The sequence below is a fragment of the Hymenobacter fodinae genome (assembly GCF_004745825.1).
Classification (GTDB): Bacteria; Bacteroidota; Bacteroidia; order Cytophagales; family Hymenobacteraceae; genus Hymenobacter; species Hymenobacter fodinae.
This window is the reverse complement of record NZ_SRLA01000004.1, coordinates 329,970-356,249: the sequence shown is the minus strand read 5'-3', so window position 1 is coordinate 356,249 and position 26,280 is coordinate 329,970. Positions and strand designations below refer to the sequence as shown.

The window sequence follows — 26,280 nt, the reverse complement described above, 5'->3', positions numbered from 1 at the left end:
GTCAGCAAAAATCTAGCCGAGGCAAAGGGCATGACACCATTACCGGGTCAGGGTTGCTTTTGCTGACGACAACGTAAAATATGAGCGAAGGTTGAGTTACTTGGTAACTCGCTGACGCAACATTTCAATCAGGTCGTTTTTGGTGCGGATTTTTCGCTCAAACGCTCTGATTTTGCCTTGCAGCATGGTGCGGAAGGCTTCATTGCCGGGCGAGTCGTTGAGCTTGCCCAAGTTTTCTTCCAGCACTTCCTGCTCCTGCTTGTCGTACTTGATAAAGTCGCGCAGGGCCTGCACCCGAATAGTTACTTGTTCCTCTGGTGAACCGGTTTCCGGCCCGGCGGGCTGGCGCTTCCGGATAAAGTGCTCCAGAGCGCTCATCTCAAATACCTTATCGCAAGCCAAGATAAACTGCTCCCACACCCGGTCCGATTCTTCGCCGCGCACGGGGCCTACCTTTTTCCAGGCGGCCTGCAGCTCCTTGGCGCGGGCCACCGCCTGCGACATGGGCTGGCTCAACAGTGCCTGCGCTTCGGCTACCAAGGCTCGCTTACGGGTCAGGTTGTCGTCGGTAGAAGTGGTTTGGCCCTCAGTACGCTTGCTTTCGATGTGCACCTTAAGGCGCTCAAAGAAGTGGTTGTGCGCCGCCCGGAACCGCGTCCAAAGGTCGTTGGCTTGCTTGCGGGGCAAGGAGCCGCCCACTTCCTTCCAGTCCTGCTGCAGCTGCTTAAGCTTGCGGGTAGTTTCCTCGAAGTCGTTGGAGTTCTGCAGGGCTTCTGATTTGTGGATCAGTTCCTTATAGCGGTCATACACGCGGTTGACCATGGCCTTCTTCTCGGCTAGGAACTCCTTCTTGTTGGCGAAAAACTTATCAACGGCGGCCTGAAAACGGGTTTCCAGCTCATCGGTGAGGTGCTTCTCCACGGGGCCAGTCTTGATCCAGCCCTGGCGCAGATCTTTCACCTTCTCGGTGCCGGCCTGCCAGTCGATGGTGTTGGCCAGCTCCTCGGTTTCCTGAATCAGCCCGATTTTAGTAGCTAGGTTTTTCTCGCGGTTACGAACAATGGTAACCTTGATGGACTCTTCCGCTTCGGTGAGGCGGCGGTGCAGGCTTTCAAAATCCCCCAGGGCATCGTAGCTGCCTACCTGCTCCTTGAGGTGCAGGGCCTTCATCAGAAAGGAGCCTTTGTTTTCCGACTCCTCAATCTTCTGCAGCAGATCTTCTACCTTGTTGCGGAAGAGCTCGAAGCGCTGGGCGAAGTAGATCAGGGATGCGTCGCCGGACTCTTTAACCTGACCCACCTGCCGGGCGGGCAGGTCCAGCAGCGGGCGGAGCCACACCTGGTCGCCCTCAATGTAGCCATAACGGCGGGCTTCGGCCAGTAGGTGGTCTTGTTGTTCCATAAGTAGAATAGCAGGGGAGCGGAATAGGTGGAAAGGTCGGTATTCAGGCCAGAAAGCTGTACAAGTTTACGGGTTGTCGGCCAAATCCTCGGTGCGGGTCAGTCGTGGAATCTTTATCCCGGCTGCCTACCTTTGACCTGCCTGACAAAATCAGGAACTCGTCACCTGTTGTTTTCATGGCTGTTTCCGTGTGCAAGAAGCTACGCACGGACGGGCAATGCGGTTATTTTCAGAACAAAAGACACATACAATATCAGGTTAAATTACCTAGACTCGCTGCCCCGGGCACGCCCGGGCAGATTCGACCCGCAAAATAGGAACCTAATCCGGACGCGCAACTTTTAGTGGCGCTATTCGGCCCTCAACAGCTGGCTAGGCCACTTTCCACTTTTCATTCGCAATTCCTTCTTCTTACCAAGCACATGAGCGACCAACCCACCATTATCTTCTCCATGGAGAGGGTAAGCAAGATTTTCCCTCCCCAAAAGCAGGTTCTCAAAAACATCTACCTCTCGTTTTTCTACGGCGCCAAAATCGGCGTGCTCGGCCTCAACGGCTCGGGTAAGTCCTCGCTGCTCAAGATTATTGCCGGCGTAGATAAGCAGATTCAGGGCGACGTAGTATGGTCGCCGGGTTACTCGGTGGGCTACCTGGAGCAGGAGCCCCAGCTGGATGCCACCAAAACCGTACTGGAGGTGGTGCAGGAAGGCACCGCCGAAACCGTGGCCCTGCTGAAGGAGTTCGACGAAATTAATGAGGCCTTCGGGGCCGAGGATGCCGACTTTGACAAGCTGCTGGAGCGCCAGGGTGCCGTGCAGGAGCGCCTCGACCAGCTCGACGCCTGGAACCTCGATAGCAAGCTGGAGCGCGCCATGGACGCCCTGCGCACGCCACCGGCCGACGCCATCATCGGAAACCTCTCGGGTGGCGAGAAGCGCCGCGTAGCCCTGTGCCGCCTGCTGCTGCAAGAGCCTGATGTATTGCTACTCGACGAACCTACCAACCACCTCGACGCCGAAAGCGTGCTCTGGCTGGAGCAGCACCTGCAGCAGTACAAAGGCACCGTAATTGCCGTAACCCACGACCGGTACTTCCTCGATAACGTGGCCGGCTGGATTCTGGAGCTAGACCGCGGCGAGGGTATTCCGTGGAAGGGCAACTATAGCAGCTGGCTGGAGCAGAAAGCCAACCGCCTGGCTCAGGAAGAGAAAACCGAGAGCAAGCGCCAGAAAACTCTGCAGCGCGAGCTGGAGTGGGTACGCATGGCCCCGAAAGCGCGCCAGGCCAAGAGTAAGGCCCGCTTGGCCGGCTACGATAAAATGGTGAACGAAGACGCCAAGGAGAAAGAGCAGAAGCTGGAGCTGTTCATCCCCGACGGTCCGCGCCTGGGGGCTCAGGTAATCGAGGCCGAAGGGCTGACCAAAGCCTTCGGCGACAAGCTCCTGTTCGAGAACCTCTCGTTCAACCTGCCCCAGGGCGGCATTGTGGGCATCATCGGCCCGAACGGCGCTGGTAAAACCACCCTGTTCCGCCTCATCACCGACCAGCTCCAGCCCGACGCGGGTACGTTCGTGGTAGGTCCCACCGTGCAAACGGCCTACGTAGACCAGCAGCACGACACCCTGGACTCCAACAAGTCGGTGTTCGAGACGATTTCGGGCGGCACCGAAACTATGCTGCTGGCCGGTCGGCAGGTGAACTCCCGCGCCTTCGTGAGCAACTTTAACTTCCGCGGCGGCGACCAGGAGAAGAAGGTAGGCATGCTTTCCGGTGGTGAGCGGAACCGCGTGCACCTAGCTACGACCCTTAAGCAAGGCGCCAACTTGCTGCTCCTCGACGAACCGACCAACGACCTGGACGTAAATGCCATCCGGGCCCTGGAAGACGCGTTGGAAAACTTCGCCGGTTGCGCCGTTATCATCAGCCACGACCGTTGGTTCCTCGACCGCCTCGCCACTCACATCCTGGCCTTCGAAGGCGACTCACAAGTAGTATGGTTCGAGGGCAACTTCTCCGACTACGAAGAAGCCAAGAAGAAGCGCCTCGGCGATCTAGAGCCCAAGCGCGTGCGCTACCGCAGCCTAGGGTAGTAGCTGTTGACAAGCAATGTTATTGCATAGAAAATCCCCGCCTGTTTGCAGGCGGGGATTTTTTTAGCGCTTATTGCGGCTACATACGTCTAAAAATAAGCGGACAATTTTCAGCTGAGTTAACTGTGCCGAAATCCGTACACGATATCTACCTCCACCGCTTCACCCACCTGCGCGTGGCGCGCAGCCGCCAGCACGGGGAGGCTCCATATAAGCCTGCGTTGCTACTAGCCGTGCTTGATGGCATTGAGGAGGGTAGTATCCAAGATAACTGCATCTATATCACTCCAGAATTGCTGGCTGCTTTCCGGAGCCTCTGCCGCGACTTGAGCACCTCGGCATTGTTTCGGGCCAACGACTTTTTCCTGCCCTTCTACCACCTCACCGGCGACGGTTTCTGGCACCTGCGCACCCTACCCGGCATGGAATTGCTGCTGACGGCTTCGCGCTCAGTTAAGAGCCTGCGGAGTCTGCGCGACACGGTGGCCTACGCCTATCTGGATGCGGAGCTGTGGGCGTTGCTGCAGGAGCCGATGGCCCGCGAGGAGCTGCGCCAGGCCCTGATGCGCCGTTACTTTCCACAGACGCGCTTCCGATACCAGCCCCGCGCCGGCACCGAGGCCGTGCAACAGCTGCGCCGCCAGATGCTGGAGGAGCCCGCTGCCACGTATGCCGTCCGGGCCGCCGCTACCGATGAGCTTGATGCGGCCGTGCGGAGTGGGCTGTTTAAGCGCGTTGTGCTAGAGGCCTACAACCACACCTGCGCCATATCGGGCCTGAAGCTGGTGAGCACGGGCACGGCCGCCCTCAATCCCTTGCTCGATGCCTGCCACATTGTGCCTTGGGCCCTCAGTCACGACGACACCATCGGCAACGGGCTGGCCCTGTGCCCCAACCTGCACCGCGCCTTCGACCGCCAGCTGTTCTCAATAGACGAGGACTACAACGTGCGGTGTAGCCCGGCCTTCGCGGAGGTGGACGGAGCCTCCTATGGTATCCGGCAGTTTGAGGGCCAGCATCTGCAACTGCCCACGGAACGAGCAGGGTGGCCTAGGCCGGAAAATCTGCGCCAACAGCTGGCGGGGTGGGGGCGCCCAACTGACAGTAGTAAGACTAACTGCGCTGGCCCAACCGGCTGGCGCCTCGGAAGCCACACTCACCACGATATTTATCCTCTTGGCGAGCAGCTAATTATGAAAGACTAAACAGATAAGCAAAAAAGCCTCCAGCGCCGCGCAGCGGCGTGTGGGGGCTTTTTTGAGCAGGGCTAAATGATATCTTACTCAGCTCCTCAGTAGTACTCCGTTTCGGGCTTTCAAGTTTATGCACACAGGGTCCTATTCCTCTTCCAGGCTATTCAAGTCAGCTACTATCTTATCCAGCTTCTTCGTCAGCTTACTATCACTCTTGCTCAAATCGTCGTTTACGGCTTTCAATCCTTCCAGCGCTGTCTTGGTGCTATCTACTGCTTTTTTGAGGCCATCGAGCCGGAGTTCCTTCGCGCTACTGCTCGCCTGTTTGGTCACGCCTTGTATAAGCTGAATCTGCTTTTGTAGCTCATCTTTCCGCTGCCCGATTCTGAATAAGGCCTCTTCTATTACGGCAATGTCCACGTCGATAATGGCTGCGGCCGCAATGGTATCCAGCGGGCCGGCATCTATCGGCGATTTTTTGATGTAAAGCTTTAGCATATCGTTTGCCTGCTGCCGCTGGGTGGCATTTTTGCTCTTAATAGCATCCTCGGCCGCCGCCAACAATTGCATCAGCGCGTCGGCCCACTCAGAGAGGAGTAGCAGGTTGTCCCAGTCTATTTTTGGCATGGCAGTAAGCGTTATTGCTTGTTCGTTTCAATCTTGTCGATGAAGGATCTCAACTCCTGAGCCGCAACAAGTACTTCCTGAAAAGAAACGGAGCGGCTTTCTTTCAGTACAGCCGTTTTGAGTGAGGTATGAGCCCGCGCCCAGACTTGGACCAAGTGGGTGCTCTGGGCAAATAAGCTGCGACGCTGGCTGCTACCGGTTCTGATGGTCGCCAGCTGGGCCTGCACCGCCTCATAGCGCGGCCGTAACCGGTTGACGTCGGTGGCCCTTTGCAGCCAGAATGCCTCCCGCTTACTTAACAGGGCGAGTGTGGCGCTAAGTTGGGCAGGATTCGCTGAGGTAGCAGCCGGAACAGCTTTGTCAATTGCCTTCATGGACTTCAACAGCTGCTCCAGCCGTTGGGTACGGCGTGGGGTAGAAGGCTTATACGCTGTGTTCTCAAAAGCCACAATATAGGCGGTCATCGTATCGGCTAACGTCTGACGCTGCTGCAGGTCGTCGTAAGACTGAAGAATAAGCTGGTTTTGATCCGTGATAATCACCTCCTGAATATCGGCGGCCGTGCTATCAATTCTGGCCAAGTCAGCGAAGTTGGCTTGTAGAATGGTAGCCACGCGTTGAATGGCGGCATCAGCCGGCTGGACTGCTTTTTTCAGGGAACTGAGAGTACGGATAGTTTGGACATAACCCGAAATGGCTTTTACGCCTTCCGCCGCCCCTTTTATGCCTAAGCTAACGCTGGGGCCAAGCGCGGTGGAGATGCTAGCTAGAGCGTCCGCCGCTTCGTTAATGGATTCCTTGCCTTTAGAGTTGGCATCGGCCACCTCCACCAAGGTGCCCGAATACGCATCGAGCGCCTTTAAGATCTCCTGAATAGCCGCTGCCTGCTGACGCAGCTTTTTTTGCTGGGCTTGTAGCTGTTGCAGCTGAGCGGGGGCTAGCTTCTGCTTGGTCGTTAACCCTAGCTGCGTAGTGGCATGATCGAGGCCAAGGGTAAGAGCAGAAGTCATTTCCGTAGTTGCCTTCGCAAACGGATTCACGTCGGGCACTTTGCAGCCTTTTAGGGGCAAGAGCAGCAATAGTAATGGTAGAAACAACCGAATACTTCTCATAGAAACATGGGCAAGAGATGCACTGAAAGGCTACTGGCGCCAGGTGCTTATGCTTGCTTTTGAGCAGGCAAGCAATAAGTTTATCGGTAGCGCCCTTCGACAGTGAGGTGGTGCTTCTAATCTGACTTTTATTTGGTCGTGTTTCGGCAGGGAACCCCAAATCAAGCGTGACGTTCAAGAGCCGGTTTAGTGAAATCCCAAAGGCCTTGAGGCAATAAGCAACTAGAGTAGACTGACATCAGACCGATTTATCCCCCGCCAGGGCCCGTAGCCCGCTCATCGACGGAGCGTAGAAATACTCGCCCCCGCGTAGCTTCACAAATTCCTTGAACTCAGCTTGTCGGCAGCCCGCGCCGCCGTAGGTATAGTTAAAGCGCAGCTTATCGCGCGTGCCTTGCCCAATGATGGGGTCGAGGCCCGTGGCAGGTTCTTTTTTAAGGAAACCGGCGTTATTTGCCCAGAACTTCTGGATGAATTCGTACTGTTGGGCGATGTTGCGCTGAAAGCACATGAACAGCAACCCAACAGGTTTGCCATCTTCCTTCTGCGCTTCTTCGGGGTCGCCGAAAGGAATGCCACGGCGAGTGAGGCGACGCAACAGTTCTTCCTTGCGCATCTCTTCCCGCTCCTCAGCGGAAGCGCCAGTGGCCTGTTGGGCGGTTTCGCCACGCGGGTTCATCTTACGAATGTGCGAGTGGAAAGGGCAGCGGTGCCCCTGCATGTCCTCGGCATAGTCGAAGTTGTTGGCAATGGGGTTGATGAGCCCGTCGCTGCCGCGCTCTACTACCGGGGTACCATCCTCGTAGCGGCCTACCAGCATAGCGCCGGCCCGCTCCTCGTCGCCTTTGGCCAGGGCTAAGCGTTTAGCCAGCTTTTCTTCAGCTTCTTTAAACTCCCGCACGTACTGCTGAAGCTTGCGAAACACAAAGAAGCTGCCCTGTCCTTTCCCGAGCGGATCGGGTACTAGCACCAGCTCCTCGGGCGTAGCGCTAGGGTCCCAGCGGTCAATATCTTCAAAATCGGCACTAGTGGGGTCGTCGTTGGGCATATCATTGGCCAGGTACACCGGCTGACTTACTCCGTCGGCGTAGCCGAAGTGCTCAATGCCGTTGCCATCGGCGTTGCGCAGCGCGTGGCCCCACTCCAGAATACGAATCTCACCAATGCCTGTCAGGTCGTCGGAAACGGCGCGGACGGTGCGTTGCAGGAGGTCGAAGTCGTCATCGGCCAGCAGCAGGAGAGCGTGAAGAGGCGTGGGCTCTGCGGTGCCAGGTTTAAACCAGCCGGGGTCATAAACATCTGGCTCAGGCGCTGGGTCGGAGAGTAGCTGCCGGGTGTCCTCCGTGCGCATACCCCGCGAGAAGGCGGGAGCAAGATGAGCCACACTAGGAGGCAGATCTGCTTGTTTTGGCTCCGTGGGGGGCGTTTGGCCTAGCGCTTCCACCCCCGCGGTCGTAAACAGAATCATGGCAAACAAGTCGCCGGGAATACGAAACTGCTTGAAGCGAACCGTATCCTGCAGCTGCTTGGCCGTGGAGGTAAGCGTAACGGGCCCCGTTCCATCCAATAAGGACTGCAGCCAAGCCTGACTCTTTGCCTTATCAGAGGTCAGCTCAATGAACAGGAAAGCGGCATGGTCGCGGCCGTGTCCTTTGAGGATGTTGCCTTGCACATCAGCGTAATCCTTAATGGCCTGATCGTAGCGAGGAAGTTTAGTGGTAGTTAGGGACGGAATATCTAACATGAAGATAGAGAGTAAGGAGAGTGAAAGAGAACCAGCAGTATGCTGCTGACAATCTGATCATTTACTCTTCTAGGCGCTACCGTGCCACCACTGAACTTTAGCTCATTACTTGTACTGACTTAGTAGGCTAAACCACTCCAAAAGCACGTCATCTTGGGCAGTTTGATTACCACGCCAACGTCAGCACGCGAGATGTCTCGACAAGCTCGACATGACGGGTGGTATGGTAGAAACCTGTTGTGCTTGCTTACAGCAGGGCTTGCGCCAATAGGGTGTGGGCCTTTTTTGCTCCTACGCGGTGAAGCACTTTTATTTCGCCGCCTTTTACGGAGTTGTAGGAGCTGAAGAAGTGCTCGATTTCGTGGAGCATTTCACGGGAGAGGTCCGTGATTTCGTGGAGGCCTTTGTGCAGGCGGGAGTTGTTGGCCACGGCCAGCAGCCGGTCGTTGCGGACGCGGGAGCCGTCGTCTTCCAGCTGTTCAATTTCTAGGGCTCCGATCAGGCGGGCTTCTACCACACAGCCGGCAAAGGTGGGCGCGTCGAGGAGCAGAAGCACATCGAGCGGGTCGCCGTCTTCAGCTTTGGTAGAAGGCACAAATCCGAAATCGTAGGGGAAGCTGTGGCCTTCGGGCAGCACGCCTTTCAGCATAAATACGCCCAGATCGGGCTCGTAGGCCACTTTGTTTCGTTCACCCTTGGGCGTTTCAACTACTACGTGCACCAGCATGTGGGAGTGGGCCACATGGGCCGGTAATTTATCGAGGGGAGTAGCCATGAATGGAGCAAAGAAGGTAGGCTCGCTCTACGGCTGCCCAGGGGCGCTGTGTTATGGCCGAGGTTGGACGGACGGTGCTAGAATCGATGCTTTAGAGCCCGTCATTCCAGGAAAGTGGCCTAGGCAGAATAACGAACAGAAAGTGAAAAGAACGTCATGCTGAGCGGAGCCGAAGCATCTCTACCTCTGGCTAACCAAGTGGTCTAGCAACGAAGCGGTAGAGATGCTTCGACTCCGCTCAGCATGACGGTCTAAGAAGCTACTGAACACTCGTTTCGCGACGAGCACTGCGATTATCCGGTCATGTTACCATGCATAGGAACTCGCCTGTGGCTCGTCGCGAAACGGATTTTCGCAGTCCGGGAAGTTACTGGTTGTTGGCGTCGTCTATTTTGCCGCCGTCGTTGGCCGAGCTGGGCACGGCGTTGCCGGTGCCGTAGCTGGTTTGGTCCTTGGTGGTGTGCTGGGTGTGATGCTTGCCCGTGTTATCGTCGCCGCCCCCGGTATTCTCCGATTCGGCGTTGGGTTCGTCGCCGCGGTGGCTGCTGCCCTTGGCGTCGCGGACTAGTTCGCCGCCATCGTTGCCGTGGTTGCCGCCGTGGCGGCCACTGGTATCGTTGGGTTTGTCGATGTTTGGGTTGGCGGCGCCTTGCTGTTGGCCGGCGAGGCCGTGGGCGTTTTCGGGGCGGGAAGCGTCGCTGCCGTCGTTGGCTAGCTGGGCTTGGGTGCGGTTATGCTCGTTTTGATCCATAGCGAGGGTGGTTGGAGGGCGTGAAAGAAAGTCCTTTCACGGCTATACGACGTGCAGCACAGGTAGTTAACGCGCCTAGGCCACTTTCAGCGGTGGCCTACTCAACCGTTGTTCGATACCGTTCTGCTTAGTAGGGGATCTGCGCTCGTGGTCTTGCTGTCTTGTCACAGCGCACCAGCCAACCACTGGATTACCTCCATCATCTTGTCACCTCACCACCTAACGCTAGTGCGGCATGTGGCTGATCTTGGCTTCGTCGAGGTCGAGTTGAGCTTCTTGATGGCGCAGCATTTCCTCGTCAAACACATCTTCATGGCGCAGAACAAAGAGCTCCTCGCGCTGTACTCGCAGCACATCTAGCAGTACTTGGTGGTAACGCTTCAGGGCCTGGCGCTTGGTTTCGTCGTAGTCAAGGGCTTCCAGCAGGTTGCCAGTGCGCTGAGCTTCGGCCTGCATGCGTTGCTGCAGAGCCTTGATGAGTTCATTCTGCTGCATGTCGCGCCCGTAGTGCTGGTCCATGTGGGCGAGGGCCACGTGGCGCAGCCGGAGCCGGATACCGGCTTCCTGAGCATCGGTAGGCATGCTTTCTTCAATTTCCGCCACGCCCGTAAGGCGAATAATTAAGGGCAGGGTGAGGCCCTGAAACACCAGCGTGACGAGAATAACCACGAATGTGATGAACAGTATCAGATTGCGCTGCGGAAAGGCCTGACCGTTGCTGAGCAGTAGTGGCACCGAGAGGGCCGAGGCCAACGATACCACCCCGCGCATCCCGGCCCAGCCAATGATGAGGGGGCCCTGCCAGCCGGGGCTGGTTTCATTGGTCCGGATGCCGCGGCTCAGCCAGCGGGGGACAAAGGCGGCGGGGTACATCCAGAGCAGCCGAATCAGGATAATAATTAGGCTGATGGCGCCTCCGTAGGCAATGGCCTGCTGCAGCGAGTATGTGCCCAGTCCCTCCACGGCCACGGGCAGCTCTAGGCCTATCAGAATAAACACCAGCCCGTTGAGCACAAAGCCCACGCTGGCCCACACGCTGTTGGCCTGCAAACGAGTGTCGGCATCAAATACCCGGTGGGAGAGGTGGGAGAGGAGCAGCCCCCCGCTCACCACGGCCAGCACCCCAGAGAAGTGGAACTCCTCGGCCAGCAAGTACATCACGTAGGGGGCAATAAACGTGAGCACGGTATTGATGCTGGGCGTGGTGGGAAAAAACCGATGAATGAGGTAGAACCCGTAGGCCACTACCAGCCCTACTACCAAGCCCATGGTGCTCACCAGCAGGAAGCTGGTAGCCGCCTGATGGGCCGAAAATGTGCCCGACACCACTGCGGCTAGCGCGAAGCGAAACACGATCAGGCTGCTGGCGTCGTTGATGAGGCTTTCTCCTTCCAGAATGCTCGTGACCCGACGCGGCACCTTGATGCCCTTAAGTACGGAGGTGGCCGCCACGGCATCGGGCGGAGAAATAATGCCGCCCAGCAGAAACCCCAGCGGTAGCGTGAACCCCGGAATCATGGCCCGGGAGACGTAGGCCACTATGGTGGAGGTGAAGAAGACGAGCCCGAAGGCCAGCAGCAAAATGGGGCGTTTCCAGCGCCAGAAGTCTTTCCAAGCGGTTTCCCAGGCAGCCTGGTAGAGCAGGGGCGGCAGGAAAATCAGGAAGATCAGGTCGGGGTCGATGACGATGCGCGGCAGGCCCGGAATAAAACTCAGGGCCAGGCCCGCCACCACCAGAAAAATAGGGTACGACATCCGGAGCTTCTGGCTCAGCATCACGAGCAGAAGCATAACAAACAGCAGGCCTAGAACCAGAAGAATGCTTTCGTGCAGGGCGGTTTCGGACATTGCGGGCAGGAGCAGTGAAAGGAAAGTACTGACCGGAAGGTAGAGGCTGCTCCCCGAAAACGCTACTATTCTGCCTAAATGCCGCTTTTCTTGAACGCATAAACGCCACCGGCCGCACGACCGGTGGCGTTTATCTAGGGCTTGTTCTCTGGAAGTGGCCTAGCCCTAATCGGGTAGCACCTCGGCTCGGAAGCCAGCTTCCCGCAGCAACTGAATTAGGCCAAGGGGCTGAATATGCTCGTGGGCGCTTTCCACCCGCAGAATCTGGTCGCAATCCTCTAAGTCGAAGTTGGCCCGGTAGCCCCGGAAGTTGGTATGAATCCGGTCGAGAAGCAGCCGGGCGTGGCGCCGGGCTTTCACGTTGGTTTTAAAGACTTCTATCATCATGATACAGACGAGCTGGAGTTGGCTGGGCACGTTTAACAGGATGCATATTCAGACTATACCGTTGGCTGGTAGTTGACGTACCGACGTCGGAACGGCCGTCCATCTTACTGCTAAGCCGCTTCAGTGGCCTAGGAGCCTACAAAGCAGGAGCTAGGCCAGGTGCAACATCCGGGTAGGCTTTGGGTGCGGTCAGCCGCTGGTTGAGCCGGTAAGAAGCCGCAATCAGCAGGAAGCCAACCCCAATAGGCAGCCACGTGCTGGCAGGGTCACCCACGGCTATGCTGGAGTACATGGCCCCAGCCAAATCAAACACAAAACCCGCGTAGGCCCACTCCCGCAGTTTCGGAAAGCCGGGCACCACCAGGGCAACGCAGCCTAGCAGCTTGGCTACGCCCAGAAAAGGCAGCAGATAGGCCGGGTAGCCCAAATGCTCAAACGCCGCTACTGACTCCGGTGTACTCATACTATTCATGATGCCCGACATTGCCATGAGGACTATTAGCAGACCCGTGGCGAGCCAGTATAGAAGCTTGGTCTTTTTCATGATGCGCAGGAGGCCTAGCCTCAGGTTAAGTGGATGAATGAAGCAAAAGGAAAGCTTAGTGCTGTTGGGGCTCTTTGTCGTAGTTGAGCATCCAGTCGATGCCGAACTGGTCGGTGAACATGCCGAACGTGGCGCCCCAGAACGTGTCTTCCAGCGGCATCGTGACGGTGCCACCCGCTGAGAGCCGGATGAATAAGTCTTGAATCTGCGCGGAACTGGTGCAGTTGAGGGAAAGCGAAACCATGGTGCCTTTGGTAACTTCCTGCATACCAGCGTCGGAGGCCATCAGCAAGAATTCATCGGTTTTCAACATAGCGTGCAGCACGTGCTGTTGGGCATCCGCGTCGGCGGGCAGGTGCTCTGCGGCTGGTGTACCCTCGAAAGTCTGCACCATCAGCTCTCCGCCCAGGCACTGCTGGTAGAAGGTCATGGCGGCGCGGCAGGTGCCGTTGAAGGTGAGATAAGGCGTGAGTTGGAAAGTGCTCATCTGGTGTATGGGTAGAGTAAGTAGTGAAGCAAAGCACAGGGCAAAAAGAGTGTTTATCAAGACTAATGGATATAGTAATATTCATTATCTTGCCCGAGGTTATGCTAGCAAAATTAGTAATTGAGCCTCCGCTACTGCGGGGCAATTGCGACTAAATCGGGGGTAATTGCGACACTGACCCACTAACCTTTCTGCTATGAAACAGATTTCAATTCTGGTGCCCAAAGGAGCCATACTGGGCAGTATAGAGGGCCCTCGGCTGGTATTTACGGAGGTGAATGCGTTGCTTCGGCGCATGGGCAAGCCGGCCTTATTCCATGTGCAGCTGGTAGGGCTGGAGGCCGCTACTTCGGTTTGTGGCGGGCGCTACACTGTGGCTACTGACGCAGTACTAACGGAAGTAGCCAAAACCGACTTGGTTATCATTCCGGCTGTAGATGGTGACCCCGAGCAGGCCCTGGAAAACAACCGTGCCTTGCTGCCCTGGATAGTGCAGCAGTACCAGTCCGGGGCTGAGGTAGCCAGCCTGTGCTTAGGGGCTTTTCTGCTGGCGGCTACTGGCCTCATCACCGGGCGGCAATGCACTACCCACTGGGCCGCCGCCAACGACTTCCGCCGCCTGTTTCCGGAGGTAGAACTGCGTGAAGACCGGCTCATTACCGATGAGCACGGCATCTACTCTAGCGGTGGGGCATTTTCCTACCTCAACTTAGTGCTGTACCTGATTGAGAAATACGCTAGCCGTGAAATGGCAGTGATTTGCGCCAAGGTGTTTCAGATTGACATTGAACGGGTAAGTCAGTCGGCTTTCGTGGTGTTTAATGGGCAGAAGGAGCACGAAGACGAGCCCATCAAGAAAGCCCAGGCCTACATTGAGGCCAATTACCAAGAGAAGATTACCGTGGATCAACTGGCCTCTATGCTGGCGCTCGGCCGCCGTAACTTGGAGCGGCGCTTTAAAAAGGCTACTTCCAACTCCGTAGTAGAATACATCCAGCGGGTGAAGATGGAAGTGGCCAAGAACAGCCTAGAGTCAACCAGGGAAAACGTAAACGAAGTGATGTACCACGTCGGCTACACTGACCCCAAGGCCTTCCGCCTGACGTTCAAGCGTGTGACTGGCCTTTCGCCCAAGCAGTACCGCAGCAAGTACAGCCGCGAGAGTGTAGGGCGCGCCTAGGCCAGTCGGTTAAGGTTCCACAGTATAAGTAGCAAGCCGCCGCAGCGGGGCTGGTGTATGGTGGCCCCGTTTGTTTACCAAACCGTGGGGCTTGTAGTAGGTAAGGCAGGAGTAGCTGGAATTTGCGCTGCCGCCCGTAGGTAAACTAGGGAAGCAAGGGTAGGCGCTTTCATTACCCGAAAGTACTGGCCTAGCGCATACGGCACTCTACGTCATGGGAAATGGGAATTTCCCATAACAGCCCTGAGTGACTAGCCACGCACGACCAAGGTACGCGGGAGAGGAGGTAGCTTGAGTCATTTACCGGGCAAAACCTGCCCGCGACAGGGAAAGTAGACGCGTTGACCTAGTAAGCCAGCACGGTACCTGCCCGCCTACATACCTTTGACTCAATAAAATAACAGCGCGTTGTAGGGTTAATGGAAAGGAAGGCTTCTACCGCGAAGTGTTAGTGTTGGGCAAACGGAGTAGGGTGGATGAATGATATTTGCCAGCTAACGCGAGGGAAAAGGCCACTGCCACAGGCAGTGGCCTTTTTATTTGCTTTCTGCTTGCCCGGTGGCTTCTGCTGAGAGGCCTAGCAAGTTCCCGGCAGCCCTTGGGAGGAAACCCAGCCTTGCTGCACAGCCTGTACGGCAAGGCCTACGAGCGTTTTAGCCCCGGCTTTTTGCAGCAACGCGCGGCGGTGGCTTTCTACGGTGCGCACGCTTAAGAATAGTTGGTCGGCTATTTCCTGGTTGCAATGGTCCTGCACTACCAGCCGCAGTACCTCCAATTCGCGGCGGCTGAACGGCGTTGCTGGCACCCGCACGCGAGGAGCCGGAGCTGCTGATGCGGCTTTTTCTGGGTGGTAATCGGGAAGTAAGCGGTGAAACAAAGCCGCTACAGCCGAAGGCGCCGCCTGTAGTGGCAGCCACGAGCACGTGGCAGGCGCCTCCGCGAGGTAGTGGCGCAAATCAGGCGGCAACCGCGAACTGGTAAGTAAGAGAACAGGTTGAGCACTTCTGACTGTCTGCAAGCGCTTCAGTACTGCTGGTACGGGCTCAGTAAGCAGGCTGCAGTCTAACACCACCACGGCGTATGACTGTTGCTGCACTAGCTGAGGCAGCAAAGTAGCTTCAGGCAGCACCGTAATGGGTAAAGTAGGCCAGGTTTCGTGGAGTACAGCTAATAGGCCCTGTCGGTGCAGTGTAGGTGAGGCGACAATAAGCACCTCGGTCTTAAAGGCACACATATCCCAGATCGTAATGCAGCTACGACAATCAATTCAACAGCGGCAATAGGTAGGCTTAGGAGTAGTAAGTAGGGCGTTATACCTGTTAAATACACGATATTTAATCAATAAAACAATATTTATTATTAGAATAATTATTATTTAGCTGAGCGTGGGTATTGATAATTAGGAGGCCTTGAGATGTGAATCTTCGGTTAGGCCACTTATGAAGTATTAACCTCTTTGTGTGACTACTGCCAGCCTAGTCCCGGAAGCAAGAAAGCCCAGCCGGACACCGACTGGGCTTCTTGCTTACTGGCTACGCTAAGCTTATTTGCCCAGTTTAGCTTTCAGGTTTTCGTCGAGGGCTTCCAAGAACTCCTCGGTGTAGAGGTAGTCGCGGCCGTGTTCCACTTTGTTGCCGTGGATGCACACTGCTAAGTCCTTAGTCATTTTGCCGCTCTCTACGGTTTCAATGCACACAGCTTCCAGGGCTTTGCAGAAGTCGATGAGCTCTTGGTTGCCATCCAGTACACCCCGGAACTCCAGGCCGCGCGTCCAAGCAAAGATGGAGGCAATGGGGTTGGTGGAGGTAGGCTTACCCTTCTGATGGTCGCGGTAGTGGCGCGTTACGGTGCCGTGGGCGGCTTCAGCCTCCATGGTCTTGCCGTCGGGCGTAACCAGGGTGGATGTCATCAGGCCTAGCGAGCCGAAGCCCTGGGCAACCGTGTCGCTCTGTACGTCGCCGTCGTAATTTTTGCAGGCCCACACAAAGTTGCCATTCCACTTCAGCGCTGAGGCCACCATGTCGTCAATCAGACGGTGCTCATAGGTGATGCCAGCTTCCTGGAACTTGGTGAAATAATCCTGCTCGTAAATCTCTTGGAAGATGTCCTTGAAACGACCATCATACTTCTTCAAGATGGTGTTCTTGGTGGATAGGTACAGGGGCCAGCCCTTCATGAGGGCCTGGTTGAAGCAGGCATGTGCGAAGCCCCGGATCGACTCGTCGGTGTTGTACATGGCCAGGGCCACGCCGTCGCCTTTGAAGTTGTACACCTCAAACGACTGCTCTTCACCGCCATCTTCAGGGGTGAAGGTGATGGTGAGCTTGCCCTTGCCTTTGGTTACGAAGTCGGTGGCGCGGTACTGGTCGCCGAAAGCGTGGCGGCCAATGCAGATGGGGGCCGTCCAGTTAGGTACTAGGCGGGGCACGTTGTTGGTCACAATGGGCTCGCGGAACACCGTGCCATCAAGGATATTGCGGATGGTGCCGTTTGGCGACTTCCACATCTGCTTCAGGTTGAACTCCTTCACGCGCTCCTCGTCGGGGGTGATGGTGGCGCACTTGATGCCTACGCCATACTGCTTGATAGCATTGGCGGCATCAATGGTTACCTGGTCGTTGGTTTCATCCCGGTACTCAATCCCCAGATCGTAGTACTTGATATCCAGTTCAAGATAAGGGGTGATCAGCTTGTCCTTGATGAATTTCCAGATGATGCGCGTCATTTCGTCGCCATCAAGCTCTACTACGGGGTTGGCTACTTTGATTTTGGTCATATGCAGTGGGCGTATCGGTTTGGTTTTCACTCGCAAGTGTGGCCCTGTGCTACGTGCGAGGTTTCTTCTAGGGTGGGCATTCGGTTGCACACGGGCAGCAGCTTAACCAGCGGCGGCGCCTGCCAGCACAAGTAGTGTCCGAGGAAAGAAGACGCCCAAGTTACGCGCTGGCTTCATTCTGCCTTACTAGAACCTGATTTTTGTATGTAGCACCCCGCACAAGTGTTAAGCTTTACTCTATGCTAAAGCGCCTAATAATTAGGCGGCTAGCAAATTGCGGAAAGTAGAATGGCCAAAATTTTTTATTGTGAGAAAAGCCTAAGCAGAAGTAAATCTACCCTAGAGTAGCTAGGCCACTTGTGGGCAACGCTTGTTTTACTGTGCCCCTTTCACGCGCATGGGGAGCACATACACTGCCTCCGAGGCCGTGATAAAAAGTGTTTTGCGGTCTTTGCCCGCAAAGCAGACGTTGCCAGTCCAATCGGCGGGTACGTCGATGTGCTCTATCTGCTGCCCGGCTGGGTTATACACGGTCACGCCTTTGCCCGTCAGGTACACGTTGCCTTCTTGGTCGAGGGTCATGCCATCGGAGCCCTGCTCTGCAAAGAGCTGCCGGTTGGTGAGGCTGCCCTCTGGAGTAATCTGGTACTTATACGTTTTGTTGGCCCCAATATCGGCCACGTACAACAGGCGCCCATCAGGCGTGCCGATGATACCGTTGGGTTTCTGAAGTTGCGCGTCGGCTACTACTGCCGCCTTCTGGCCGGCCGCCAGATAGTACAGGTGCTGGCCCCCCAGCCCTGGGTCGGGCGCCTGGCGGGTCCAGTAATCGCGCTGGTAGTAAGGATCGGTGAAGTAGATGCCCTCGGTTTTGGGGTGAACCCACAGGTCGTTGGGGCCGTTGAGTTGATGGCCATTAACCTGAGTGAGCAACACTGTAGGCCGACCCTGCTTATCAATCGACCACAATTGGTTCTGCTCATCGGCGCAAGCCAATAGATTACCACGCTTATCGAAGTACAGCCCATTAGCGCGGCCCGCTTTATCCAAGAAAACCGAAAGCTTGCCGTCGGTACTGTACTTCCAGATTTTATTGTTGGGCTGATCCGTAAAAAACACATTCCCGGCCTTATCCGCGGCGGGGCCCTCCGTGAACTTAAACTGCTTGGCGACAAGCGTGAGCTGGGCCCCAGGGGCTACCACGGAGCGAGCCGGCTGTTGAGCGGTTGGGCCCTGGTCGGCAATTGCTGCCGCGGGGAAAGCACCAGCTAGCAACACCGCGGCCATCAGGCCCAGGTACAAAGTGTGAGTTGTTTCCATAGAAAAAGTAGTAAGGCAACAAAGGCAGTGGGCCCGCAACTTAGGCTCTTTTTACTTACGAAAGAGTAGTGGCGGCTGCGGTAAGGAACTCCTGCGTACGAAAACAGTGGCCTAGGCGCTACGCACAAAAGCCTTTCAGCTTACGAACTCGGGCAGAGCCCCAGGCCAAGCAAGTCCATGGGCCGGGTAGTGGCCTAGCGGCTGAAATATCACTGAGAATGAACATAGTAGTAGGCGAGGCGCCGAAACCGGAAATGGAGAAAAAGGTCGTGCGTAGCAGCCTTCGGTAGTGGGCTGCCGTATTACTGAGGCGGTAGCAAGGGCGCTAGGCCACTCCCGCCTTCCGTACATCCCGTATTCATACATCTGCGTGAACACCGAGCCTACTCCTGCTACCACTACGACCGAGCCGCCCTCTTCTAAAGTAGCCATTGTAACTGCCCTGGGCGCCAATCTGGCCATTGCCGTCATAAAATTTGTGGCGGCCGCTTTTACGGGTAGCTCGGCTATGTTGGCCGAAGGGATTCACTCTGTAGTAGATACGGCCAATGAGTGGCTGTTGCTGCTGGGGCTCCGCAGTAGTCAGCGGCCCGCCTCCGCGAAGCGCCCCTTCGGCTACGGCAAAGAGCTGTACTTCTGGTCGTTTATTGTGGCCATCTGCATTTTTGCCATTGGCGGTGGTATCTCCATCTACGAAGGCATTCAGCATTTGCATGACCCCGGCCCCCTGAAAGACCCGACCTGGAACTACGTAGTGCTGGGCTTAGCCTTCCTCTTCGATGGCGCCTCCTTTCTGGTAGCCCGGCGCACCTTCAACGCACAGCGGGGCCGGAAGTCATTCTGGCAGGCATTTCGTGGTAGCAAAGACCCCTCTATCTTTGTGGTGCTGTTTGAAGATGCTGCCGATTTGCTAGGCCTGTTGGTAGCTTTCTTGGGCGTGTTCCTGAGCCATTACTTCCAAAACCCCTACCTCGACGGGGTAGCCTCGTTGCTGATTGGGGGAATTTTGCTGGTGGTGGCAGCTCTGCTGCTGCGCGAGAACAAAAGCTTGCTGTTGGGTGAACCGGCGGAGCATGCGTTGCTCCAGAACGTGAAGGCCCTGGCACGCGCCGACTCGGCTGTGGTAGCCACCGACACGCCCATGTCGTCGTATTTGAGCCCGCACGAAATCCTGATGGTGCTGCGCGTAGAGTTCCGGCCGAACCTCTGCACCGCCGACCTAACCGAAGCCGTACAGCGCCTGCAGCGCAGCATTCAGCACCAGTACCCCGACGTACGTCATCTGTTCATTGAGCCAACGGCCCAGGTTAGAGCTCATCCGGAGGCTGCTTTAGAGAAAGCAGAGTGACGGTATTTTCACGTAAAACGGTTCAGCTGCGCAGATCACAACGCCGCCCAGTTGTCATCGTATGATAGTACATATAATACCTTACCTCAATGCTTGATTTTGCCACTCTGTTTCGTCCGCTAGCTGAACGCGGTCAGCTATTGTATTTTGTGTACCACCCAGAAAGCGGACGGGTAGTATATGCAAGTGCCTCCTGTCAGAGTGTGCTAGGCGTAGAGCCCGAGGCGCTAACGGAGGCCCTGCCCAGCATTGTGGCTCGGGTGCACCCCGACGACATAAGCTATGCCCAGGCGCGGCTAGGCCACTTGCAGCAAGGCCGCTTTGTGGAAGACGTGGAGCTACGGCTGGAAAAGCCGAATGACCCAGAAGGAGGGGTGCAGTGGCTCTGCATAACCGCGGCCAGGGTAGAGCATGAGTCCGGCACCACCTATATCAGCGGCACGGTGGCCGACGTTACGCGCAACCGGGAATACTTAGAAAATGCCGACCGGTTCAACACCAAAAAGAACACGACCCTCGAAATCTTGTCGCACGACTTGGCCGGGCCATTCATCATGATCAAGCAGGTGGCGGGCTTCGTGAGTGAAAAAGTAGAAGAGCTGAATGACAGCACGATAAATGAGCTGCTGATGGTGATGCAAACCACGTGTCAAGACAGTATCAACATGATTCGGGACTTCGTAGACACTGAGTTCCTGGAGTCGGTAAACGTGCAGATGAAGCCGGAGCGTACCAATTTGGCAGAAGAGCTCCGGCAATTAATTGAGCAGTTCCAGTCGTCGGAGGAAAACCTGAGCAAGCACTTTGCTTATGAAGGGCCAGAGCAATTGTACTACTCCCTCGACAAAAACAAGTTCATGCAGGTAATCAATAACTTGCTCAGTAATTCCATCAAGTTTACCCCCGATGGTGGGCAAATAACCATCTACCTGCAGGAAGACGCACAGGAGGTGCAGATCAGAGTGGTTGATACCGGAGTGGGCATTCCGGCGGCCCTGCAGCCCGTGCTGTTTGAGCGCTTTACGCCGGCCCGTCGGCCGGGCCTGCGCGGCGAAAAGACCACTGGCCTAGGCATGTCCATCATAAAAGCTATTGTGGAACTTCACGGTGGTCGAATTTGGGTGGAAAGCGCTGAGGAGCAGGGTTCAACCTTTTTTATAGCCCTGCCGCGGGAGCAACCCGAATAAGGCTTGGCAGCGAGGACGCTGGCAAGTGGCCTAGCACCTCCACAGTTGGCAGTTTTTCGTAGACAAGAGAGGTCCGGGAATTTTATGCCCACCACCGCGCCGTATGAAAAATGTTCTGCTCACCTGCCTTTGTCTGCTGACTCTCACCGTTTCTGCGCAGAACACTACCCTGCGCACGCCCCGACAGTTGTTCCCAGGGTTGTTTGAGGCGGTGCAGATGCAGCGGGTGTTTCCCGATAACAAAACCTTCGTAGATGCCATCCCGCGCGAAACGCCTGCCGTAATTCTGAAGGCCTACGATGAGCAGCGCCAACTGCCGGGCTTCGACCTAAACCGATTCGTGCTGGCCTACTTCCGCCTTCCCACATCGGCCGAAACCGCATACCACACCACCATCAGTCGGGGCCTGCGTGCCCACCTCGACACGCTCTGGACGGTGCTGCGGCGCCCACCTACCGATTCGGTGGCTCCTTATTCTTCCCTGCTGCCCTTGCCGCGCCCCTACGTGGTACCCGGCGGCCGCTTTCGGGAGGTTTACTACTGGGACTCGTACTTCACCATGCTAGGCCTGCAGGTCAGTCACCGCCCCGAGCTTATCAGGGGAATGGTTGACAACTTTGCTTTCCTGATCAACCGGTACGGCTTTATTCCCAACGGTAACCGCACATATTACCTCACCCGCTCGCAGCCACCATTCTTTAGCCACATGGTAGAGCTGCTGGCGCAAGAGCAGGGCGATACGGTGCTGCGCCGCTACCACGGTGCTTTGCTGCGTGAATATCAGTTTTGGATGGCGGGAGCCGATTCTTTGGGGGTAGGCCAGGCCCGGCGTTCGGTGGTGCGCCTGCCCGGCGGAGAGATTCTGAACCGCTACTGGGACCAGAGTTCCGAGCCCCGGGAAGAATCATACCAAGAAGATGTGCTGGCGGCCAAACGCGGCAACCGGCCCGCAGCCCAGTTCTACCGCGATGTGCGTGCCGCCGCTGCCTCTGGCTGGGATTTCAGCAGCCGTTGGTTTGTGCCCGGCGCAGGCCTAGAGTCTATTCGCACGACCAGCCTAGTGCCCGTGGACCTGAACTGCCTACTATATCACCTGGAAACTACTCTGGCCCGCAGCAGTACCCTACGCGCCGATGCCATTGCTGCGAAAAGTTTTCGTGCCAAAGCTGCCGCTCGTGCCAAAGCCATTCAGCAGTACTGCTGGAACAAGCAAGCCAACTGGTTTGTGGATTACGACTGGGAAAAGCGTCAATTTTCTCCTGTCCGCACATTGGCCGGCGTCTTTCCCTTGGAGAGTGGCCTAGCCACTGCCACTCAAGCTAAGCGGGTGGCAGAAGGCCTCCAGCGCGACTTTCTGAAACCCGGCGGCCTCGTAACTACCCTAGCAACTACTGGCCAGCAGTGGGATGCTCCCAATGCCTGGGCGCCGCTTCAGTGGATGAGTATACAGGGGTTGAGGCGGTACCAGCAGCAGGAATTGGCAGGCACCATTGCACAGCGTTGGATAAGCTTAAACAGTAGCGTGTTTCAGCAGACTGGTAAGCTAATGGAGAAATATAATGTGCTACAACCTTCCATTCCGGGTGGGGGTGGAGAGTACCCCCTGCAAGATGGCTTCGGCTGGACCAACGGAGTACTCCTACACCTAATGCAGAAATATCCAGCGCCAGTAATGCACTAGCAGTGGCCTAGCGGTTGAGAAATGATGCAGTGGCGTGGGGAAGATATCAAGGCACACAGGAGACAACACTATGGTTAAGGTAATAGGCTTTGGTGCAATAAACGTTGTGTCAAAGCCACTGCTATCTAATTCTCATATTGCCTCCATACGGCTATAATGTATGCTGAAAAACAGAGGATTACAATAATAGAATAGTTTGTATGTATGCGTGTAGCTACATTGAAGTAATTATTTAATAGTACAATTTCGCTCCTGGCTGTAAACCAATTCTGATAATTGGTGTGAAGTAGGATTATGACAGGTAACGCATTGAACTAGTGGTTGCGAGGGAATTACAGGAAAGCGTATTTGACTTTTCGGTCTACTACTTCTGTCCAAACACTTAGTTCTTTTGTATGAAAACACGTTTCCTCCATAATCATCAAAGTCAGGGTATTTCTTGGTGGCAGAAAGCTTGTTTGCTAGCGGGTTGCTATGGCCTAGTAGCACCCGCAGTTGCCCAGTCAACGGTGCCGTCGTTTCCTAGAAACGAAACATTCAAGGGTAGCTCTGCCTCCAACTTCTCGTTTGGCGGCACGGCTCGCCTAACCGGAGTTGGCGGCACTGGCAACGACCCCATTGGCGAGGGATATTTGCGGCTCACCGACGAAAAAACCGACCAGGCTGGCTACGTCATCGACAATGTAAGCTTTCCTTCTTCGGAAGGCTTTTCCATTTCCTTTGAATTCTTTTCTTACGGCGGTAGCGGCGCCGATGGCTTCAGCGTGTTTTTAGTTGATGCCAGCAAGCAGCCGTCCACTGGATTCCGAATTGGAGCATCGGGCGGGTCGTTAGGCTACGCGCAAAAGACTGTTACTCCAACTGCTCCTGGTGTCTCGGCGGGGTACATTGGCATCGGCATTGACGAGTTCGGCAACTATTCTAACGGCAATGAAGGCCGCTCGGGAGGCAGCAGCATCCTGAATGTCAATAGCCGCGTGCCCGATGGCATTGCCATTCGGGGAGCAGGCAACGGCTCGGCCACTACCGACTATCCGTACCTGATAGGCACCAAGCCCGGAGACCTAGATTTTTCGCTGGACGTGGCTACTCCTCGGGCCCAGAACACCTCAGTGGATTACCGTCGCGCCTACATTGATGTGGTACCGGTCAAAGTCACTGGTAAAACGGCTTACCGCATTACTGTGCGCATTCAGCACGGGCTAGAGGTGCGCACCGCTGTTGAAAACTTTACCGTAGACACGCCCCCAGCCAACCTGCGCTTGGGCTTTTCTGGCTCAACTGGCGGCAACACCAACGTGCACGAAATCCGCAACCTGAATATTGTACAGGTCCCCTTCGCCGCCGACGATGTAGCTTCTACATCCTACAGCCAATCGGTTACGGTTAAGGTGCTCGATAATGATGTAGCGCCGGGAAGCAGTATCGATGCTGGCTCCGTAGACCTAGACCCCGCCTCTGCGGGCCAGCAGACCTCCCTGGAAGTGGAAGGGAAAGGCGTCTTTTCTGTCAACAAACAGGGTGTTGTGTCGTTTACTCCCACTGGTACCTTTGCCGGAACCGTGGTAGTACCCTACACCATGCAATCCATTCTGGGGGCTGCCTACTCTTCTAGCCCGGCTAACATCAGCGTAACGGTGCAAGGAGCCGATATGGCAGCTACTATCAGTGGGCCAGCAACTGCCAAGCCCGGTGAGAAAGTAACCTACACCATCACAGGCAGCAACAAAGGCAGCCTCACCGCACAAGATGTGGTATTGTCGTTGCAACTGCCGCAAAACTTGCCGGCGAGCAGTGTAGCGCCCGCCGCAGGAGGTACCTATGACCCTGGTACTGGCCTAGTGACCTTTACGAAGGTAAACTCCTTGGGCAGCGGTGCACCGGATGTTTCGCGACAGGTGACCGTAACGTTGCCCAACTCGGGGCCGCTTACTATGAATAGTGAGGCGCAGGTTAAGTCTGCCATACCCGACCCAGACCTCGCAAACAACGTAGCAAAAGCAGTAACCGGGGTATCGGCTCCGCTACCAGTGGAGCTAGCGCGCTTTGTAGCCACGGCCGTAGCTGCCGATGCTAAGCTGACTTGGACTACCGCTTCGGAGCGCAACAGCGAACGGTTTGATATTGAGCGTTCCTTCGATGGACACACGTTTGAGCGGTTGGCTAAACTCCCTGCTCAGGGCAACAAGAGCCAGCAGACCAACTACGCGTACACCGATGCCAACGTGCGTAGCCTCAGCGCGCAACCTTTGTACTACCGCTTGCGGCAAGTAGACCTGGATGGTAAAGAGCAGTACAGCTCCGTGCAGGTGGTGAACTTCGCGCAAGCACCCGGCCAGATAGCAATTTATCCGAACCCTGCTGCCAGTGCTGCTACGCTCGACTTGTCGGGGCTGCCGGCTGGTACCTACGGCATTCAGATTTGCGACGCGCTAGGGCGGGTAGTGCTACATACCCCAGCCACCGGCGGTCAGCTTATTCCGCTGGCGCTTGAAGGTCTGCCACGGGGGCTTTACCTCGTGCGCGTGCAACAAGCAGGCATCACCCGTAATCTGCCGTTTGTGCGGGAGTAAGCGCAGTACCCTCGCAACAGTCGAATACAACTTACCCAATCAGGCCCCAGCCGACTCCGGCTGGGGCCTGATTGTTATGGCCTAGTAAGAAAGTGGGTAGTCGGGTTGCCGCCGTTTACGTAAACAGAGAATCTTATACCCTCCCTACCTGTTATGTGCGGCCGCTACACTCTCACTCCACCTCCCAGCATTCTCGAAGACCGGTTTGATGCCGCTTTTGCGGCTGGCCTGACTGATCCTACCTATAACGCAGCGCCATCTCAAACCCTACCCATCATTCTTAACTCCGACCCGGGCCAGATTCAGCTGGCGCGCTGGGGGTTGGTGCCTGGCTGGGTAAAGGACTTGAAGGCGGCTCCGAAGCCCATCAACGCCCGGGCTGAAACCCTAACCGAAAAGCCTTCTTTCCGGACTTTACTGCAGCGCAAGCGAGCCTTAGTTCTCGCCGATAGCTTTTACGAGTGGCAGGCTGGCCCGCATGGCAAAACGCCCTATCGTATTCTGCTGAAAGAAGAGCAACCCTTTGCCTTTGCTGGCCTCTGGGACGAGTGGCTAGATAAGCAGACCGGGGAAGTAGTGCCTTCGTTCACCATTGTCACTACTGAGCCAAACGAGCTGATGGCTACTATTCATAATCGTATGCCCGTGATTTTGCCCGGCAGAGATGCTGAGCTGGCTTGGCTAGACGACACCATAGGCCTAGCCGACCACCAGCACTTGCTACAGCCGTACCCCGCCGATGGTATGCAGGCTTACGCCATTAGCACGCTGGTAAACTCACCTGCCCACAACTCGCCGGAAGTAATGGCCCCGGTGTAAGCGGGTGTACAGCAGTGTATTCCAGAAAAGCAAAGAGCCTCGTTCCAGGTAGTGGAACGAGGCTCTTGTGTGAGGTATACAAACCAAGGCTTAGCTGTGAGCCTCGTCGGTATCGGCTTCGGAGGTTTTGGCTACGGCAATAATGGCAATGCTGGCTACCACGGCCACCCCAATAATTAGTTGGGTGGTAGTGAAGCGCTGCGAGGCCTTGCGTAAGAGTTGGCCGCCGTGTTTTAGGAAATCCTCTAGCTGAGCAGAGTCGCCGGTGAAAACCTTATAACCGCTCTGCAGCGTGTTAATGATGTCTTCTGGGACGATTTTGTCGATGTTTTTTTCCAGTTGAGTGTTTGGGGTGCTCATAGCAGAGAATGAAAGGTCGAACAGATGAAGTCAGGGATGATACGGTGGAGTGACCACCGGAAAGCGTGTACGCAAAC

Annotated in this window: 22 protein-coding genes; 8 read left to right on the top strand and 14 right to left on the bottom strand. The window is 56.0% G+C overall.

Going from position 1 to position 26,280, the window contains the following annotated elements:
* Positions 1 to 96: 96 nt before the first annotated feature.
* The gene (locus EU556_RS19275; protein WP_135435769.1) at positions 97 to 1,401 is read right to left on the bottom strand and encodes a DUF349 domain-containing protein; all 1,305 of its coding nucleotides are present in this window, start codon (positions 1,399 to 1,401) and stop codon (positions 97 to 99) included.
* Between the two features lie 422 nt (positions 1,402 to 1,823).
* Here EU556_RS19275 and ettA point away from each other — a divergent pair, with 422 nt between their 5' ends.
* Both ettA and EU556_RS19265 read left to right on the top strand, forming a co-directional pair.
* A complete protein-coding gene (gene ettA, locus EU556_RS19270; RefSeq protein ID WP_135435768.1) occupies positions 1,824 to 3,491 on the top strand; it encodes an energy-dependent translational throttle protein EttA in 1,668 nt (555 codons plus the stop codon).
* Positions 3,492 to 3,616: 125 nt separating this feature from the next.
* On the top strand, positions 3,617 to 4,696 hold the full coding sequence (locus EU556_RS19265; RefSeq protein ID WP_167855643.1) for an HNH endonuclease: 1,080 nt from the start codon (positions 3,617 to 3,619) through the stop codon (positions 4,694 to 4,696).
* Positions 4,697 to 4,828: 132 nt separating this feature from the next.
* Here the strand turns inward: EU556_RS19265 and EU556_RS19260 are convergent, their stop codons facing one another.
* The 9 genes from EU556_RS19260 to EU556_RS19220 form a co-directional block, all read right to left on the bottom strand.
* Entirely contained in the window at positions 4,829 to 5,311 is a 483-nt protein-coding gene (locus tag EU556_RS19260; RefSeq protein WP_135435766.1) for a hypothetical protein, read from the bottom strand.
* An 11-nt stretch (positions 5,312 to 5,322) separates the two neighbouring features.
* A complete protein-coding gene (locus tag EU556_RS19255) occupies positions 5,323 to 6,423 on the bottom strand; it encodes a hypothetical protein (protein ID WP_135435765.1) in 1,101 nt (366 codons plus the stop codon).
* Between the two features lie 238 nt (positions 6,424 to 6,661).
* A complete protein-coding gene (locus tag EU556_RS19250) occupies positions 6,662 to 8,167 on the bottom strand; it encodes a Dyp-type peroxidase (protein ID WP_135435764.1) in 1,506 nt (501 codons plus the stop codon).
* Between the two features lie 247 nt (positions 8,168 to 8,414).
* Positions 8,415 to 8,942 carry an inorganic diphosphatase gene (locus EU556_RS19245; RefSeq protein WP_135435763.1) on the bottom strand — a complete coding sequence of 176 codons (528 nt, stop codon included), beginning with the start codon at positions 8,940 to 8,942 and terminating at the stop codon, positions 8,415 to 8,417.
* A gap of 367 nt (positions 8,943 to 9,309) precedes the next feature.
* Entirely contained in the window at positions 9,310 to 9,693 is a 384-nt protein-coding gene (locus EU556_RS19240) for a hypothetical protein (protein ID WP_135435762.1), read from the bottom strand.
* A 225-nt stretch (positions 9,694 to 9,918) separates the two neighbouring features.
* On the bottom strand, positions 9,919 to 11,541 hold the full coding sequence (locus tag EU556_RS19235; protein WP_135435761.1) for a Na+/H+ antiporter: 1,623 nt from the start codon (positions 11,539 to 11,541) through the stop codon (positions 9,919 to 9,921).
* 165 nt (positions 11,542 to 11,706) lie between these two features.
* Positions 11,707 to 11,928, bottom strand: a complete 222-nt coding sequence (locus tag EU556_RS19230) for a hypothetical protein (RefSeq protein ID WP_245327802.1) — start codon at positions 11,926 to 11,928, stop codon at positions 11,707 to 11,709.
* A 136-nt stretch (positions 11,929 to 12,064) separates the two neighbouring features.
* The gene (locus EU556_RS19225) at positions 12,065 to 12,472 is read right to left on the bottom strand and encodes a DoxX family protein (protein ID WP_135435760.1); all 408 of its coding nucleotides are present in this window, start codon (positions 12,470 to 12,472) and stop codon (positions 12,065 to 12,067) included.
* A 55-nt stretch (positions 12,473 to 12,527) separates the two neighbouring features.
* Positions 12,528 to 12,959 (bottom strand): VOC family protein, encoded by a 432-nt coding sequence (locus EU556_RS19220; protein ID WP_135435759.1) that lies wholly within the window; start codon positions 12,957 to 12,959, stop codon positions 12,528 to 12,530.
* 196 nt (positions 12,960 to 13,155) lie between these two features.
* Between EU556_RS19220 and EU556_RS19215 the strand changes: the two genes are divergently transcribed.
* On the top strand, positions 13,156 to 14,139 hold the full coding sequence (locus EU556_RS19215; RefSeq protein ID WP_135435758.1) for a GlxA family transcriptional regulator: 984 nt from the start codon (positions 13,156 to 13,158) through the stop codon (positions 14,137 to 14,139).
* Positions 14,140 to 14,716: 577 nt separating this feature from the next.
* Here the strand turns inward: EU556_RS19215 and EU556_RS19210 are convergent.
* The 3 genes from EU556_RS19210 to EU556_RS19200 all read right to left on the bottom strand — a co-directional run bounded on the left by EU556_RS19210 (position 14,717) and on the right by EU556_RS19200 (position 18,235).
* On the bottom strand, positions 14,717 to 15,373 hold the full coding sequence (locus EU556_RS19210) for a helix-turn-helix domain-containing protein (RefSeq protein WP_135435757.1): 657 nt from the start codon (positions 15,371 to 15,373) through the stop codon (positions 14,717 to 14,719).
* Positions 15,374 to 15,682: 309 nt separating this feature from the next.
* Positions 15,683 to 16,915 carry an isocitrate dehydrogenase (NADP(+)) gene (locus EU556_RS19205; RefSeq protein WP_135435756.1) on the bottom strand — a complete coding sequence of 411 codons (1,233 nt, stop codon included), beginning with the start codon at positions 16,913 to 16,915 and terminating at the stop codon, positions 15,683 to 15,685.
* Between the two features lie 375 nt (positions 16,916 to 17,290).
* The gene (locus EU556_RS19200; protein ID WP_245327800.1) at positions 17,291 to 18,235 is read right to left on the bottom strand and encodes an SMP-30/gluconolactonase/LRE family protein; all 945 of its coding nucleotides are present in this window, start codon (positions 18,233 to 18,235) and stop codon (positions 17,291 to 17,293) included.
* A 370-nt stretch (positions 18,236 to 18,605) separates the two neighbouring features.
* Here EU556_RS19200 and EU556_RS19195 point away from each other — a divergent pair, with 370 nt between their 5' ends.
* The 5 genes from EU556_RS19195 to EU556_RS19175 all read left to right on the top strand — a co-directional run bounded on the left by EU556_RS19195 (position 18,606) and on the right by EU556_RS19175 (position 25,843).
* Entirely contained in the window at positions 18,606 to 19,583 is a 978-nt protein-coding gene (locus EU556_RS19195; RefSeq protein ID WP_167855642.1) for a cation diffusion facilitator family transporter, read from the top strand.
* 89 nt (positions 19,584 to 19,672) lie between these two features.
* Positions 19,673 to 20,770, top strand: a complete 1,098-nt coding sequence (locus EU556_RS19190; protein ID WP_135435755.1) for a sensor histidine kinase — start codon at positions 19,673 to 19,675, stop codon at positions 20,768 to 20,770.
* Between the two features lie 103 nt (positions 20,771 to 20,873).
* On the top strand, positions 20,874 to 22,451 hold the full coding sequence (treF, locus tag EU556_RS19185; protein ID WP_135435754.1) for an alpha,alpha-trehalase TreF: 1,578 nt from the start codon (positions 20,874 to 20,876) through the stop codon (positions 22,449 to 22,451).
* Positions 22,452 to 22,846: 395 nt separating this feature from the next.
* Positions 22,847 to 25,024: a T9SS type A sorting domain-containing protein gene (locus EU556_RS19180; protein ID WP_135435753.1), complete on the top strand. Its 2,178-nt coding sequence runs from the start codon at positions 22,847 to 22,849 to the stop codon at positions 25,022 to 25,024.
* Between the two features lie 153 nt (positions 25,025 to 25,177).
* Positions 25,178 to 25,843, top strand: coding sequence for an SOS response-associated peptidase (locus EU556_RS19175; protein WP_135435752.1), 666 nt, complete (start codon positions 25,178 to 25,180; stop codon positions 25,841 to 25,843).
* A gap of 90 nt (positions 25,844 to 25,933) precedes the next feature.
* Here EU556_RS19175 and EU556_RS19170 read toward each other — a convergent pair whose 3' ends face one another.
* Positions 25,934 to 26,203, bottom strand: a complete 270-nt coding sequence (locus EU556_RS19170) for a hypothetical protein (protein ID WP_135435751.1) — start codon at positions 26,201 to 26,203, stop codon at positions 25,934 to 25,936.
* Positions 26,204 to 26,280 lie beyond the last annotated feature (77 nt).